Source organism: Pseudomonas sp. BNK-15 (assembly GCF_047456105.1).
Classification (GTDB): domain Bacteria; phylum Pseudomonadota; class Gammaproteobacteria; order Pseudomonadales; family Pseudomonadaceae; genus Aquipseudomonas; species Aquipseudomonas putida_E.
Map to the genome: position 1 here is coordinate 2,533,700 of NZ_CP179898.1, position 13,045 is coordinate 2,546,744.

Below are 13,045 nucleotides of genomic sequence, written 5' to 3' on the forward strand. Positions count from 1 at the left end.
AAGGAAGGCAATCGCGCCCGGTGGCGCGGCCGGGCTTCAAACCCGGTTGGGGACGGCAGCCGTTCCCGGGCAGGTTCGACTCCCGCTGCCTTCCGCCAATTTCCTGTTCAAGCGCGCTCGCCGCACAGGTCCAGCGCAAACCACTGCTCTGCAGCATCTGCATCCAGCCCCGCGCCCAGCAGCGCAAACATCTTGCCCAGCGCCGCCTCACGGGTCATGCCACCGCCACTGACCAGCCCGGCACCGCGCAGGCGGTTGCCCGCCGCATAGGTATCGAACACCACCGAACCCTCGGGGCACTGGCTGATGGCAACCAGCATCACCCCACGCTGGCGCGCCGAGCGCAGCACGTCGAGCAAGGCTTGGTCATCCGACGGCCCGGTGCCGCTGCCGTAACATTCAAGCAGTAGCCCTTGCACCCCGGTGTCGAGCACCGCACGCAGGTGTTCGGCCTGCAAACCGGGGAATACCGGCATCACGGCAATGTTCACCGGTTGGCGCTGCTGGCGATAACCCAAGGTGGCAGGTACGTCGTTCGCCCGCTCGCCTTCACGATGACGCGGCAACGCGGCGAAGGCGTCGAACGCTTCGCTGCGAAGCTTCGAGGCGCGGCAGCCCTGCAACAGCTGGCCATGGAAGTACAGCTGCACGCCAGCCTCAAGGCCTTGCTCGAACTGGCGCAGGGCACCGCACAGGTTGTCCCAGGCATCACTGCCCGGTGCACCGGCCGGCAACATTGACCCGGTCAGCAGTACTGGTACCGGCAGGCCCAGCAGCAGGAACGACAACGCCGCAGCGCTGTGGGCGAGGGTGTCGGTGCCATGCAGCACCAGCACGCCATCGTGGCCGTCATTGTCCACTGCACGGACGATGGCATCGCGCATTGCCAGCCAGTTGTGCTGCTGCATGTTGGCACTGTCGAGCAGCGGGTTCATTTCCTGCAGCGTCCACTGCACCTGGGGTGCGTCGCCCAGTTGGGCGAAGTGTTCGCGCATCCGCGCATCGAAACCACCGGCCGGCGCCAGGCCTTCGGCGGTTTCGAGCATGCCGATGGTGCCGCCGGTGTAGAGGACGAGAAGATTCGTGACTGCACGCATGGAAAGCATCCGTAGCGGTGAGCTGAGAGTAGGCAGCCGCCCGCGAACGGGGCGGCTGGGCAGGCGAGGATATCAGCGCTGCGGCTGAACTTCGCCGACGGCTTTGTCAACGGCTGTTTCGGCCTGCGGATTGGCCGGCCAGGCGTTGCGGTCCAGGTCCAGGTCGGCGAACTTGCTCGAGTCGAACACGGGCTGCTTGATGCCGGCTTTGCGCTGGTCATCGTAATCGCGCATCACACGCAGGCCGACCTTGAACAGCAAGGCCAAGGCGACCAGGTTGACGAAGGCCAGGCAGGTCATGGTGATGTCGGCGAAGGCGAACACGGTGGTCAGGTCCTGTACCGAACCCCAGACCACCAGCGCCAGTACCAGGCCACGGAACACCAGCAGTACCAGGCGGTTGCGGCTGAGGAACTGCAGGCTGTTCTCGCCCAGGTAGTAGTTGTAGAGGATGCAGGTGAAGACGAACAGCGACAGCGCGACGCTGACGAACAGGCGGCCCCAGTCACCGACCACGGCGGCCAGCGAGTTCTGCGTCAGGACGATACCGTCACCTTCGAAACCCGGGGTATAGAAGCCAGACAGCAGGATCAGCAGGGCGGTGCAGGTGCAGATCAGGAAGGTGTCGAGGAACACGCTGAAAGCCTGGACCACGCCTTGCGCACCCGGGTGCTTCACGGCAGCCACGGCAGCGACGTTGGGCGCACTGCCCAAGCCTGCTTCGTTGGCGAACACGCCGCGTTTCACGCCCATGACGATGGCGCTGCCGAGCAGGCCGGCGAATGCAGGGTCCAGGCCGAAGGCGCTTTTGAAGATGGTTTCCAGCATTGCCGGTACGTGTTCGATCTGGGTTCCGATCACGTACAGGGTCACGCCGATGTAGGCCAGGGTCTTGACCGGTACCAGCAGGTCGGAGACTGCGGCGATACGCTTGATGCCACCCAGGAACACGATAGCCAGCAGTACCGCCAGGGCGATACCGGTGTGGCTTGGGTCGAAGCCGAAGGCGTTCTGCAGCGAATGTGTCACGGTGTACGACTGCAGGCCCATGAAGGCGAAGCCGTAGGTGACCAGCAGCAGGATCGAGAACACGATGGCCATGCTCCTGAGCTTCAGGCCGTGCAGGATGTAGTAGGCCGGGCCACCACGGTACAGGCCATCGCCATCGGCGCGCTTGTACACCTGGGCCAGGGTACATTCGAAGAAGCTGCTGGCCATGCCCACCAGTGCGGTGACCCACATCCAGAACACGGCCCCCGGGCCACCCAGGGTCACGGCGATGCCGACACCGGCGATGTTACCGGCGCCAACGCGGCCGGCCAGGCTCAGCATCAGGGCCTGGAAGGAGCTCAGCTGGCCTGCCTGGCCACGCAGCGATTCCTTGAACACACTGAACATGTGGGCGAAATGGCGGAACTGTACGAACCGCGAGCGGATGGTGAAGTAACCGCCGAGACCGACGATCAGCACGATGAGAAGCTTCCCCGAAAGGAAATCGTTGAGTGCTTCGAGCATTGGAAAATGACCTCGATTCTTATTCTTCGCGTGAAAAGACCAGCGGACGGCAGGCGCACCGCTATCGTTGGGGCGCATGGTTGGCCATGACAAGAGTGGTTACAATTTCGCGGGTTGCTCTGAATTGATGCGACTTGATGCTACACTTGCGCCATTCGCGTCACCCTGGATTCAGAACATGAGCGATCATTTCGCTACCAACCTCAAATTGGCCTGCAGCCACTACCGCTCTATCTCCGAAGTTTGCCGCCAGCTGTCGATCAACCGTGCGCAGTTCAACAAGTACCTGAGCGGGCAGAGCCGCCCGACGGCGTTCAACCTCAAGCGCATCGGTGATTTCTTCGGTGTCGAGGACTACGAGCTGAACTTGCCTCCCGAGCAGTTCGCCCGCCTGATCGGCGCCCGGGTATCGGCCGTGGCCGATCAGCCCAGCGACCCGATCAGCGAGCTGTTCCGCCCGTTGCACGAGCACGCCGGCAACCTGTCGCGCTACTGCGGCTATTACTTCGAGTACTCCAACTGCATGTCGGTACCTGGCACGATCCTGGTGTCACTGGTGCACCTGCGCGAGGAGCGCGGCCGCTTCCTGTTCGAACGCCAGGAGCGTCAGGAGCGCTCCACCGCCACCGACCTGCATGCCGAGGTGCGTTGCCGCTACCTGGGCGCGGCGTTCCAGTTGCAGGACCGGATGTTTCTCATCGACTACGAGTCGCTGACCCTGAACGAGATGAGCCAGACCATCCTCATCCCCAGCTTCAAGAGCCGCATCACCCGCTTGAATGGCCTGAAGACCGGTGTTTCCAGCGGCGACCGGCGCAACCCGGCCTGCACACGGGTGGTGTGGGAGTACCTGGGTGAGGAGATCAACCGCATCAACGCCTACCGGCAGGTGAAGCTGTATCAGCCGGACGATCCGCGAATCGATGACGACGTGCGTGAGCGGCTGAGTGTGGGGCCACTCAGTAACGGCTTGTTCGAAATCGAATAGATTGAGCGTCTGTATGGGTATCGCTGCGGGTGACCATCTGATAGGTAAATGGCCAGCCAACAACGCGTCAAAGCTGTCGCAACCACTCCCCAGCCGGATGTCCCTCATTGAGTAACAGCTTCAACGACATCAGGCAGCAAACAGTGATTAGCAATGGCTTGATCAGCCGTGGCCCGAAGTAGATAGCACAACGTGCGCCAAGTTGTGCGCCAACAATGGCGCAAAGTGCCATTGCCAGGGCTAAAGGCCAGATGATTGCGCCGCTAAAGGCAAAGACCGAAAGGGCGCCGAGGTTGCAGGATGCATTGAGCAGTTTGCTGCTGCAGATCGCCTGCATAAGATGCTGCCCCAAGAGTAAGGTGAAGGCGACCATGAAAAATGAACCCGTGCCTGGTCCAAAGATACCGTCGTAGAACCCAATGGCTGGAGCAACTACCAGCGTGAAGCCCAGATACGACATCCTCTGCCTGCGATCCTTGGTACCAAGCTTGGGGCTGAACGCAAAATAGAGGGCTACTGTAATTAGCAAGATGGGGGCAATTGATTCCAGGAGGGCTTTGTCGAGCATGCTGATCGACAATGCACCCGTAACGCCACCCGCGAACGACAAAGCGGCCATCGGCCCGCCCGTTCGCCACTGGATCATTCGCTTGCGGGCGAACGCCCACACTGCTGAAACACTGGCTGAAGACGCCTGAAATTTGTTGGTAGCCATTGCAGCCAACGGATCGACACCTGCAATGAAAAAGGCCGGCAACGTAAGTAATCCTCCGCCTCCTGCTATCGCATCAAAGAAGCCGGCGAGCAATGCGACAGCGGCCAGCGTCAAGAGTATTGAAACTTCAGTCTCCATTTTTCTCTACCCCGCCTTAGCCGCGTACGATCAGTGGATCTTGTTGTAATGTCACCGGCCGTGCATCAGGTGAGTACCCGAATAGACGAACCAGTAGTCTTCGGTTGTCCTTGACGATGTCGCGAGCGTGAAGTGCCTGGCTGTTATTAATCAATATTGCGGAGTCAGGGCTTGGTAGAAAGTCGTAGGGTTGCTCGTTTTCTAGTAAGGCTTGCAATGTTTGATAAGCCTGTCGTGTTGAATGGCTGGCTTCATGGTGCAATGAGTGTCTATAGCTATTATAGCGGAGGGTAAAATCACCTCTAGAATCGAACTGAAGTATTGAACTTGCGTTCATCCCCTGATGCTCATCGTTAACGAAGCAGTCGCTGCGGGTAAAGCAAAATGACTTGGAAGATAACGCCAGCCCCTCAAGGGCGTTGAGTTTTGAAATTGCATTGCGTACGGGTATCACTTGCGTCGGTTCCCGTAATGGATTCCATCTTGCACTCAGGATCAATGCGCTTGGGGCTGGGGAATGCTCACCTTCGCACTGAACCGAGCAGGTATAGGGAGGTTCAGTGTGCGGACCTAGCTGAACGCCTGCATGGGAACTCAGTTCCGCGTGATGGTGGCTAAATTCATTCGGCAGCGATCGTTCTCCACCGCCTTTGAAATTACCAACAATCCGTACTTGCATGCCGCCATTGTCGATATCGAAAGCGAATGAGCGGTAGTCGACAAGGTTCAAAAGAATCTGGTTTCGTGATGCCATATAGAGGATTGCGGGGTCGGTTTTCAGAGTTTCAATGTCTGCCAGGCACTTTGGTACAGGGTCGGCATGGGGGGCTTCCATTGCCGCGAATTCAAGTGCTGCCGCTTTTCCGGAGGCAAATATTTCAAGCGATTCGAGTTGTACATCGTCCAGTGAGCTTTTCAATATTTGTGCCTGGCAGGCAGATAGTGCAGCAGCGCCTGCGGCATCTGGGCCGCCGATGGCGGCAGTTTGTCTGGAGCCGTGATCAAGTATGCTGGCTTGAAGTTTACTGAATGTGAGATGGAGGATCTCGGGTCTGGCTTTAGCGTTTACCCCTGGCATTGTTGTTCTCCTTGTATGTAGGGAAAGGTAAAACTTATTGTTAGGGCGCCGACTATTTAGCCAGATATTTTTTACCGCTGATGTAAGGTCGAGGTCTTGCGAGCTGTGGGGGATGTCCATGGGGCTGGTAGGAATCGTCTTAGGTAGGTAGTGCTGTCAGCCTCAGGGTTGGACTTCCCCGTCTGGAAACCGCAAAATGAACCCTTTCCCTCATCAACCTGTTCGGATCTGCTGACTCTATGCGTATGCGCCTGATGCTGTTGGGTGGTGGCAATGCCCTCGGGCAAGCGCTGATTCGTCTCGGGGCCGAGGAGGACATCGCATTTCTGGCGCCGCGCCCGCCGGAAGACGGCTGGACGCCAGCAAGCCTGACCCAGCTGCTTGACGATCATCGCCCCGATGCGCTGGTCAACCTGGCTTACTACTTCGACTGGTTCCAGGCCGAGTCGGTCAGCGAGCCGCGCCTGGCTCAGCAGGAGCGGGCGGTGGAGCGCTTGGCGGAGCTGTGCCAGCATCACCAGATCACCCTGGTGCAGCCTTCCAGCTACCGGGTGTTCGATGGTTCGCGTGCCACGGCCTATAGCGAAAAAGATGAGCCCGTGCCGTTGGGCCTGCGTGGCCAGGCCTTGTGGCGCATCGAACAGAGCGTGCGTGCGGCCTGCCCGCAGCATGTGCTGCTGCGCTTCGGCTGGTTGCTGGACGAGAGCATCGACGGTGCCCTGGGCCGCTTCCTGACCCGCGCCGAGCAACCGCAGGAGCTGTTGCTGGCCGATGACCGCCGCGGCAACCCGACGCCGGTCGACGATGCCGCGCGGGTGATCCTGTCGGTGCTCAAGCAGCTCGATTGCACCGCGCCGCTGTGGGGCACTTACCACTACGCCGGTAACGAGGCGACCACGCCGCTGGCGCTGGGCCAGGCGATCCTCACCGAGGCCGGGCAGCATCGCCAGCTGGCCGTGCAGGCACCGACCGCGCAGGCGCATGCCGCCCGCCCGGATGCCAGTGAAGAGCCGCAGAACGCGGTGCTGGCCTGCAAGAAAATCCTTCATACCTTCGGCATCAAGCCGCGTGCCTGGCGCGCCGGCCTGCCGCCTCTACTGGACCGTTTCTACCGCCATGGCTGACGCCCCCATCCTGATCACCGGCGGCGCCGGCTTCATTGGCTCCCACCTGTGCGATGCGTTGCTGGCTAAAGGCTACGCGGTGCGTGTGCTGGACGACCTTTCCACTGGCAAGCGCGACAACCTGCAACTGGGCAACCCGCGCCTTGAGCTGGTCGAGGGTGATGTTGCCGATGCCGCATTGGTGCAGCGCGCCGCGGCAGGTTGCAGCGCTGTGGTTCATTTGGCCGCGGTGGCTTCGGTGCAGGCTTCGGTCGAAGACCCGGTAAAGACCCACCAGAGCAATTTCATCGGCACCCTCAATGTCTGTGAGGCCATGCGCCTGCAGGGTGTGCGCCGGGTGCTGTTCGCCTCCAGCGCGGCGGTGTACGGCAATAACGGCGAAGGCCAGTCGATTGCCGAGGAGACGCCCAAGGCACCGCTGACCCCCTATGCGGTGGACAAGCTGGCCAGCGAGCAATACCTGGACTTCTACCGCCGCCAGCATGGGCTGGAGCCGGTGGTGTTCCGCTTCTTCAACATCTTCGGGCCGCGCCAGGACCCTTCGTCCCCGTACTCCGGGGTGATCAGCATTTTCAGTGAGCGGGCCACCCAAGGGTTGCCGATCACGGTGTTCGGCGACGGCGAGCAAACTCGGGATTTCCTGTATGTGGGCGACCTGGTGCAGGTGATGGTGCAGGCGCTCGAGCAGCCGCAGGTGGAAGAGGGCGCGGTGAATATCGGCCTGAACCAAGCGACTTCGCTGAACCAGTTGCTCAAGGCGCTGGAAACCGTGGTCGGCAGCTTGCCGCCTGTCAGTTATGGCGAGGCTCGTTCGGGTGACATTCGCCACTCGCGGGCGGATAACCAGCGTTTGCTGGCACGATTCGATTTTCCGCAGCCGACTTCGATGGTCGAAGGGCTGGCGCACTTGCTCGGCAAGGCCTGACTTAGGCCGCTTTGCGGCCCATCGCCGGCAAGCCGGCTCCCACGCTGATTGATGTACTCCGCACCTTGTGGGAGCTGGCTTGCCGGCGATGGGCTGCGTAGCAGCCCTAATGAGACTAACTGACTGGCATCAGGCCTTGGCCGCCCTGCATCGCAGTGGTCAGAACTTGTAGCCAAGGCCGACCATGTAGACCCACGGGTCGACTTCCACGTTGACCTTGGTCTTGCTGTAGCCCAGCGCGCTCGGGCCGTCGACGGTGGCCTTGGTGTCGATATCGACGTACCAGACCGAAGCGTTGACCAACAGGTTGTCGGTGAGCATGTAGTCCATCCCCAACTGCCCGGCGATACCGACCGAGTCCTGCAGCTTGAGGTTGCTGAAGCCTTGTTGCTTGCGCGCGCTGCTCAGGTCTTCGTCGAAGAACAGGGTGTAGTTGATGCCGATGCCCGCGTACGGCTGGAAGCGCGAGTTCGGTGCCATCGGGTAGTACTGCAGCGACAGGGTCGGTGGCAGTTGCTTGATGTCGGCCAGCTTGCCGTCCAGGCCGCCACCCAGGCCCTTCACGCCCACGGTGTGCTGGAACGGCGTGGCCGCCAGCAGTTCAAGGCCGACGTGGTCGGTGAGCATGTAGGCGAAAGTCAGGCCCAGTTGGGTGTCGCTGTCCAGGGTCGCCTTGGTGCCCGACACCTTGTTGCCGTCGAACTTCAGGTCGCCGCTGCTTTCGTTCGGGGCGGTGGTGATCGCGCCTGCGCGCAGGATCATGTCTCCCGCCTGGTAGGCGTGGGCGGCAGGGGCGGCGAGCGCAAGGGCCACAAGTGAGGCGCCGAGCAAGGACTTGTTCATGGAAGCTCCGAAAGGACGTGAGTAATCAAGTTGTCCAATGGTACGGAGCCGTCTAAACCGAATGTTTGACCCAGCTCAAAGAACTGCGTTCACGAATTAGAAACAGTTCTCACTTCAGCTCATAAACGTATATTTTCTCGGCTTCCATCTGGTAGCCGGCGTCGGCCAGTTCGCTGCTGGAGGCTCTGACGTGCAGCTTTCCTTCAATCCAGTAGGGCTGGTACAGGTCTTCGACGCGTACGCCCATTTCGCTGAAAATATGCACGATCTGGTTGGAGGGCGGTGGCGGTACATGGATACAGGCGCCGTAGTAGGGCACTAACAGGAACTCGGTAGTGCGACCTTCTTCGCTGACTTCCAGTGGCACGATATAGCCGGGAAGTTTGATTTGCTGGCCGTCCAGGTCCTTGACCACCGGCGCATCGGGCGCTTGCTGGCGCGCCGCTGGGGCTGACTCAGCGGACAGGGCGCTGCTCAGTTGCGACATGTCGTGCAGTGGGGCGAGTTGCGGCGGGATGATCGGCGCGCCTTCCGGGATCAGTGCAGGCCAGTCGAGTTCGCGGGGTTCGGCCGCCCAGGTGGGGGCGGCGAGCATCAGCAGGGACAAAAACAGCGCGCGGAACATGGCGTTTTCTCAGAGGTGAATCGACAACCCATCGGCCAGCGACTGCCGGTAAGCGCGCCAGGCCGGCACGCTGCCCATCAGCAGCGCTGCGCCGAGGATGATAGCAAGCAGCGTCCACTCGTGCGTGCTGGGCCAGGCCAGCGGCAGGTACAGGCCGTAGTTGGCCTGAACGTAGCCTTGGGCGAGGGCGATGCCGGCATACAGCAGGCCAAGCCCGGCAACGATACCGGCACTTGCCAGTGCCAGCGCTTCAAGCACCAGCAACCCGGCAATGTGCCAAGGCCGGGCCCCCACCGAGCGCAGAATCGCCATTTCCCGGCGACGTTCGTTGAGGCTGGTGAGAATGGCCGTGAGCATGCCGATCAAACCGGTCAACACGACGAACAGCGAGACCACGAACAACGCCTGTTCGGCCGTACCCATCAGGCTCCACAACTCCTGCAGCGCTACCCCGGGCAAGATCGCCAGCAGCGGCTCGCTGCGGTATTCATTGATCTCGCGCTGCAGGCTGAAGGTGGCGATCTTGCTGTTCAGGCCCAGCATGAACGCGGTGATCGCGGCGGGCTGCAGGTCCATGCTGCGAGCCTGTTCGGCGCTGATGCGCCCGGCACCACGGGCAGGCACGCCGTTATGCCAGTCGATATGGATCGCCTCCATGCCCGCCAGGCTGATGTGCAGCGTGCGGTCGACAGGTGTGCCGGTGCGTTTGAGCACGCCGACCACGGTGAACGGCTTGTCGTCGTGCTTGACCAGGCTGATTGCCGCCACGCCATGGGCAAGCACCAGCTTGTCGCCAAGCCTGTAGTGCAGCGCCTCGGCCACCTCGGCCCCCAGCACCACCTCGAACGGGTCGCTGGCGAACTCACGGCCTTGGCTCAGCTCCAGGTGCTGCCGGCGACCGTACTGGTAATGGCTGAAGTATTCACCGGTGGTGCCCATTACCCGGTAGCCGCGGTGCGAGTCGCCGAGCGAGATGGGAATCGCCCACTTCACCCGTGGGTCCTGGGCGTAATGCTGGTAACTGTCCCAACGGATATTGTTGGTGGCGTTGCCGATGCGGAACACCGAATACAGCAGCAGGTTTACCGAACCCGAGCGGGCGCCGACGATCAGGTCGGTGCCGCTGATGGTGCTGGCGAAACTGGCGCGTGCTTCGGTGCGCACACGTTCCACGGCCAGCAGCAGGCACACCGACAGGGCGATGGCGAAGGCGGTGAGAAACGCCGTGAAACGGCGATTGGCCAGGCTGGCCAGGGCAAGGCGAAGCAGGTACATCAGGCCTCCCGGGGCGTGGCTGCGCGGTTGAGTTCGGCCAGTGACAGATGACGGTCGAACAGCGGTGCCAGGCTCTGGTCATGGCTGACGAACAACAGGCTGGAGCCGGCGGCGCGACATTCATCGAACAGCAGGCGGATGAACGCCTCGCGGGTGTCGGCATCCAGTGCCGAGGTCGGTTCGTCGGCAATGACCAGCTCGGGTTGGCCGATCAATGCTCGGGCAGCGGCCACCCTTTGTTGCTGGCCGATCGACAGGCTGTCGGCGCGGCGGGCAAGCAGTGCCGGGTCGTTCAGGCCCAGATGGGCAAGCAGCTCGCGGGCAGCTTGGTCGACACTGCCGTGGCGTTGGCGGGCGCGGTCGGCCCGGCTGTGCGAAAAGCGGCAGGGCAGTTCGACGTTTTCCCGTACCGAGAGGAACGGCAGCAGGTTGAACTGCTGGAAGATATAACCGGTGTGATCGACCCGAAAGCGGTCGCGGGCGCCCTGGCCAAGGCTGCCGAGATCCTGGCCGAGCAACTGGATACGGCCCTGGGCTGGCACGTTCACCCCGCCCAGCAGGCCCAGCAAGGTGGTCTTGCCACTGCCGCTGGGGCCCTTGAGGAACAGGGCCTCGCCTGCTTCCAGGCGAAACGCGGGGATATCCAGCAATGGCGGCTGCCCTGGCCAGGCGAACACCAGGTCTTGCAGGGCGATCAACGGCAGGCTCATTCAGAACGCGACCACGGCCTTGGCAGGCGAGGTTTCCAGGCCTTTCTGGCCGTTCGGGCCGATCAACTGCACATTGATTTTCTGCGTGGCGGGGAAGGTCTTGAACAGCGGTGTGAGGTCGAGCTGAGAGAGTTTTTCCGGGGTGGAGCATTTGAGCTGATAGTGCGCACTGATGTCGCTGTGCTGGTGGCCATGCTCATGTTCATCACCGTCGTCATCTTTTGCCGTATCACCGAACAGTGGGCTCTCCAGCTCCTGAGCATCTTCCTGGCAGCCAGCAGCCGCTGCCAGGCCAAACAGCTTCAGAGGTTGCTCGAGCTGCTGGCGCACGGCGGCGACCTTGGCTTTGTCGGCATCACTGCTGGCGCTGTGTTCAAAGCCGACCAGGTTCATTGCCGGGCTGTCCAGCTCCAGCTCAAGGGTGTTGCCGTCGAGCACCACATTGAGCTTGGCCACACCGTGCTCATGCGCCCCGAGCGTGCCGTGGGCGTGATCATGGTCATGGTCATGGTCATGGCCTTCGTGGCCATGAGCCACGGCCAGTGGCAGCAGTGCGAAGGGCAGGGCGAGCAGCAGGCGACGCATGGACGACTCCAGAAGCAGACGGGGAATGATTTGGTAATGTTATAACAACTTTTCTCTGTCCCGCCAGCCTGCGTGGTGCAGGTTTCATGTTGTTGTAGCATGAGGGTATTGAACGCGCTTGAAGGAATGCATCGTGAGAATTCGTGGACAGATTGGTGACTGGCCAGTGGACCTGAGCATTGAGCTGGAGCCCGAAGAGTGGGCGCAGTTGGGGCGGCAGCTTGAAATGCCTGTGGCGGCCGAAACGGTATCGCAGGCTATAGCGGCAGCGCCGCGCCAGGATGACGGGCAGTGGACGGCTGCGCGGGAGGTGCTGCGTCAGGCGGGGCAGATGAACGGGCCAGAATTGCTGGACCGGTTGGAAGGGCTGGCGGGTAGTACGGCGGCGGGCAAGCGGCTGCTGGTGCGGTTGCGACACAGCAGTGAGGTGAAGGTGGAAAGTGGCGCGGATGCGCCGGTGTATCACTGGATCGGGTAAAGCTGTAGGCCTGTGTTGCCCCACGAGCGAGGGCATGGCCCTCGCCTGTTGGGCGAATCAGAACATGGCCGAAGACAGCCTGCGGCGGTAAACAGCCACCAGCGGATGGTCGCCACCGAGCAGGTCGAACACTTGCAGCATCGCCTTCTGCGGCAAGCCGTTTTCATAGGCGCGGTTACGCTGGAACAGTTTCAGCAGCCCATCCAGCGCCGCTTCATACTGCTGGCGCGCCAGTTGCTGGATGCACAGCTGGTAAGCCGCTTCATCATCCTGCGGGTTCTGCGCCAGGCGGCTTTTCAGGTCGGCGACTTCCGGCAGGCTGGCGGCCTGGCGAAGGAAGGTCAGCTGCGCTTTGGCACCGGCCAGGGCGGCCTTGTGCTCATCGGTCTTGACCGCGTCCAGCACGATCTGCGCTTCGCCCAGCTCACCGCGCTCGGCCAGGCAGCGGGCATACAGGATCAGGGCCTCGGCATTGCTGTTGTCTTCACCCAGCAGGGCCTGCAGCAACGCCTCAGCCTCGGCGAAACGGCTCTCGGCGAACAAACCTTTGGCTTGCTCCAAGGGCGAGGCGGCCGGTGCGGCAGGCATCTGCACATGAGGCTCGAGCATGGCGCGGATCGCCGACTCCGGCTGCGCGCCGGCAAAGCCGTCGACCGGCTGGCCATCCTTGAACAGCACAACCGTGGGCAGGCTGCGAATGCCGAACTGGGCAACGACTTGCTGCTCAACGTCGCAGTTGATCTTGGCCAGCAGCAGCTCGCCCTGATAACCCTCGGTGATTTTCGCCAGCAGTGGCATCAGCGCCTTGCAGGGCGCGCACCACTCTGCCCAGAAGTCCACGAGGACCGGCTTGTGGAAGGAGTTTTCGATCACCAGTTGCTGGAAGTTGGCATCGGTGGCATCGAAGATAAACGGTGTTTCCTGGCTCATCGTGACTCTCGCAAATCCG

General features: G+C 61.7%; 14 protein-coding genes and 1 tRNA gene. 5 read left to right on the forward strand and 10 right to left on the reverse strand.

Annotated elements, in window-relative coordinates; translation table 11 throughout:
* Window positions 1–2: 2 nt before the first annotated feature.
* Window positions 3–98: transfer RNA gene (locus tag ACMGF5_RS11550), tRNA-Sec, on the forward strand.
* A 9-nt stretch (window positions 99–107) separates the two neighbouring features.
* On the opposite strand, the gene ACMGF5_RS11555 is transcribed toward ACMGF5_RS11550, so the two are convergent.
* Both ACMGF5_RS11555 and ACMGF5_RS11560 read right to left on the reverse strand, forming a co-directional pair.
* A complete protein-coding gene (locus ACMGF5_RS11555) occupies window positions 108–1,097 on the reverse strand; it encodes an asparaginase (RefSeq protein WP_115273459.1) in 990 nt (329 codons plus the stop codon).
* A 72-nt stretch (window positions 1,098–1,169) separates the two neighbouring features.
* The gene (locus tag ACMGF5_RS11560; protein ID WP_115273460.1) at window positions 1,170–2,612 is read right to left on the reverse strand and encodes an alanine/glycine:cation symporter family protein; all 1,443 of its coding nucleotides are present in this window, start codon (window positions 2,610–2,612) and stop codon (window positions 1,170–1,172) included.
* A gap of 178 nt (window positions 2,613–2,790) precedes the next feature.
* On the opposite strand from ACMGF5_RS11560, the gene ACMGF5_RS11565 reads away from it, so the two are divergent.
* A complete protein-coding gene (locus tag ACMGF5_RS11565) occupies window positions 2,791–3,600 on the forward strand; it encodes a helix-turn-helix domain-containing protein (protein WP_012312493.1) in 810 nt (269 codons plus the stop codon).
* Window positions 3,601–3,667: 67 nt separating this feature from the next.
* Here ACMGF5_RS11565 and ACMGF5_RS11570 read toward each other — a convergent pair whose 3' ends face one another.
* Both ACMGF5_RS11570 and ACMGF5_RS11575 read right to left on the reverse strand, forming a co-directional pair.
* On the reverse strand, window positions 3,668–4,453 hold the full coding sequence (locus tag ACMGF5_RS11570) for a TSUP family transporter (protein ID WP_115273461.1): 786 nt from the start codon (window positions 4,451–4,453) through the stop codon (window positions 3,668–3,670).
* A gap of 16 nt (window positions 4,454–4,469) precedes the next feature.
* Window positions 4,470–5,531 (reverse strand): hypothetical protein, encoded by a 1,062-nt coding sequence (locus tag ACMGF5_RS11575; RefSeq protein WP_119688184.1) that lies wholly within the window; start codon window positions 5,529–5,531, stop codon window positions 4,470–4,472.
* 239 nt (window positions 5,532–5,770) lie between these two features.
* On the opposite strand from ACMGF5_RS11575, the gene ACMGF5_RS11580 reads away from it, so the two are divergent.
* On the forward strand, window positions 5,771–6,655 hold the full coding sequence (locus tag ACMGF5_RS11580) for a sugar nucleotide-binding protein (protein ID WP_046785086.1): 885 nt from the start codon (window positions 5,771–5,773) through the stop codon (window positions 6,653–6,655).
* Entirely contained in the window at window positions 6,648–7,580 is a 933-nt protein-coding gene (locus tag ACMGF5_RS11585) for an NAD-dependent epimerase/dehydratase family protein (protein WP_046785087.1), read from the forward strand. Before ACMGF5_RS11580 ends, ACMGF5_RS11585 begins: the two co-directional genes overlap by 8 nt.
* A 159-nt stretch (window positions 7,581–7,739) precedes the next feature.
* On the opposite strand, the gene ACMGF5_RS11590 is transcribed toward ACMGF5_RS11585, so the two are convergent.
* The 5 genes from ACMGF5_RS11590 to ACMGF5_RS11610 all read right to left on the reverse strand — a co-directional run bounded on the left by ACMGF5_RS11590 (window position 7,740) and on the right by ACMGF5_RS11610 (window position 11,618).
* The gene (locus ACMGF5_RS11590) at window positions 7,740–8,423 is read right to left on the reverse strand and encodes an OmpW/AlkL family protein (protein ID WP_012312498.1); all 684 of its coding nucleotides are present in this window, start codon (window positions 8,421–8,423) and stop codon (window positions 7,740–7,742) included.
* 109 nt (window positions 8,424–8,532) lie between these two features.
* Window positions 8,533–9,048 carry a DUF3299 domain-containing protein gene (locus ACMGF5_RS11595; RefSeq protein WP_046785088.1) on the reverse strand — a complete coding sequence of 172 codons (516 nt, stop codon included), beginning with the start codon at window positions 9,046–9,048 and terminating at the stop codon, window positions 8,533–8,535.
* 9 nt (window positions 9,049–9,057) lie between these two features.
* Window positions 9,058–10,323 (reverse strand): ABC transporter permease, encoded by a 1,266-nt coding sequence (locus ACMGF5_RS11600; RefSeq protein WP_414157796.1) that lies wholly within the window; start codon window positions 10,321–10,323, stop codon window positions 9,058–9,060.
* Window positions 10,323–11,033, reverse strand: coding sequence for an ABC transporter ATP-binding protein (locus tag ACMGF5_RS11605; RefSeq protein ID WP_046785090.1), 711 nt, complete (start codon window positions 11,031–11,033; stop codon window positions 10,323–10,325). The genes ACMGF5_RS11600 and ACMGF5_RS11605 overlap by 1 nt, the downstream gene beginning before the upstream one ends.
* On the reverse strand, window positions 11,034–11,618 hold the full coding sequence (locus ACMGF5_RS11610) for a DUF2796 domain-containing protein (protein ID WP_414157797.1): 585 nt from the start codon (window positions 11,616–11,618) through the stop codon (window positions 11,034–11,036). It lies immediately after the preceding gene.
* A 133-nt stretch (window positions 11,619–11,751) separates the two neighbouring features.
* Between ACMGF5_RS11610 and ACMGF5_RS11615 the strand changes: the two genes are divergently transcribed.
* A complete protein-coding gene (locus ACMGF5_RS11615) occupies window positions 11,752–12,096 on the forward strand; it encodes a hypothetical protein (RefSeq protein WP_115273465.1) in 345 nt (114 codons plus the stop codon).
* 57 nt (window positions 12,097–12,153) lie between these two features.
* Here the strand turns inward: ACMGF5_RS11615 and trxA are convergent, their stop codons facing one another.
* Complete coding sequence (trxA, locus tag ACMGF5_RS11620) at window positions 12,154–13,026, reverse strand: thioredoxin (protein WP_251962058.1); 873 nt, start codon at window positions 13,024–13,026, stop codon at window positions 12,154–12,156.
* Window positions 13,027–13,045 lie beyond the last annotated feature (19 nt).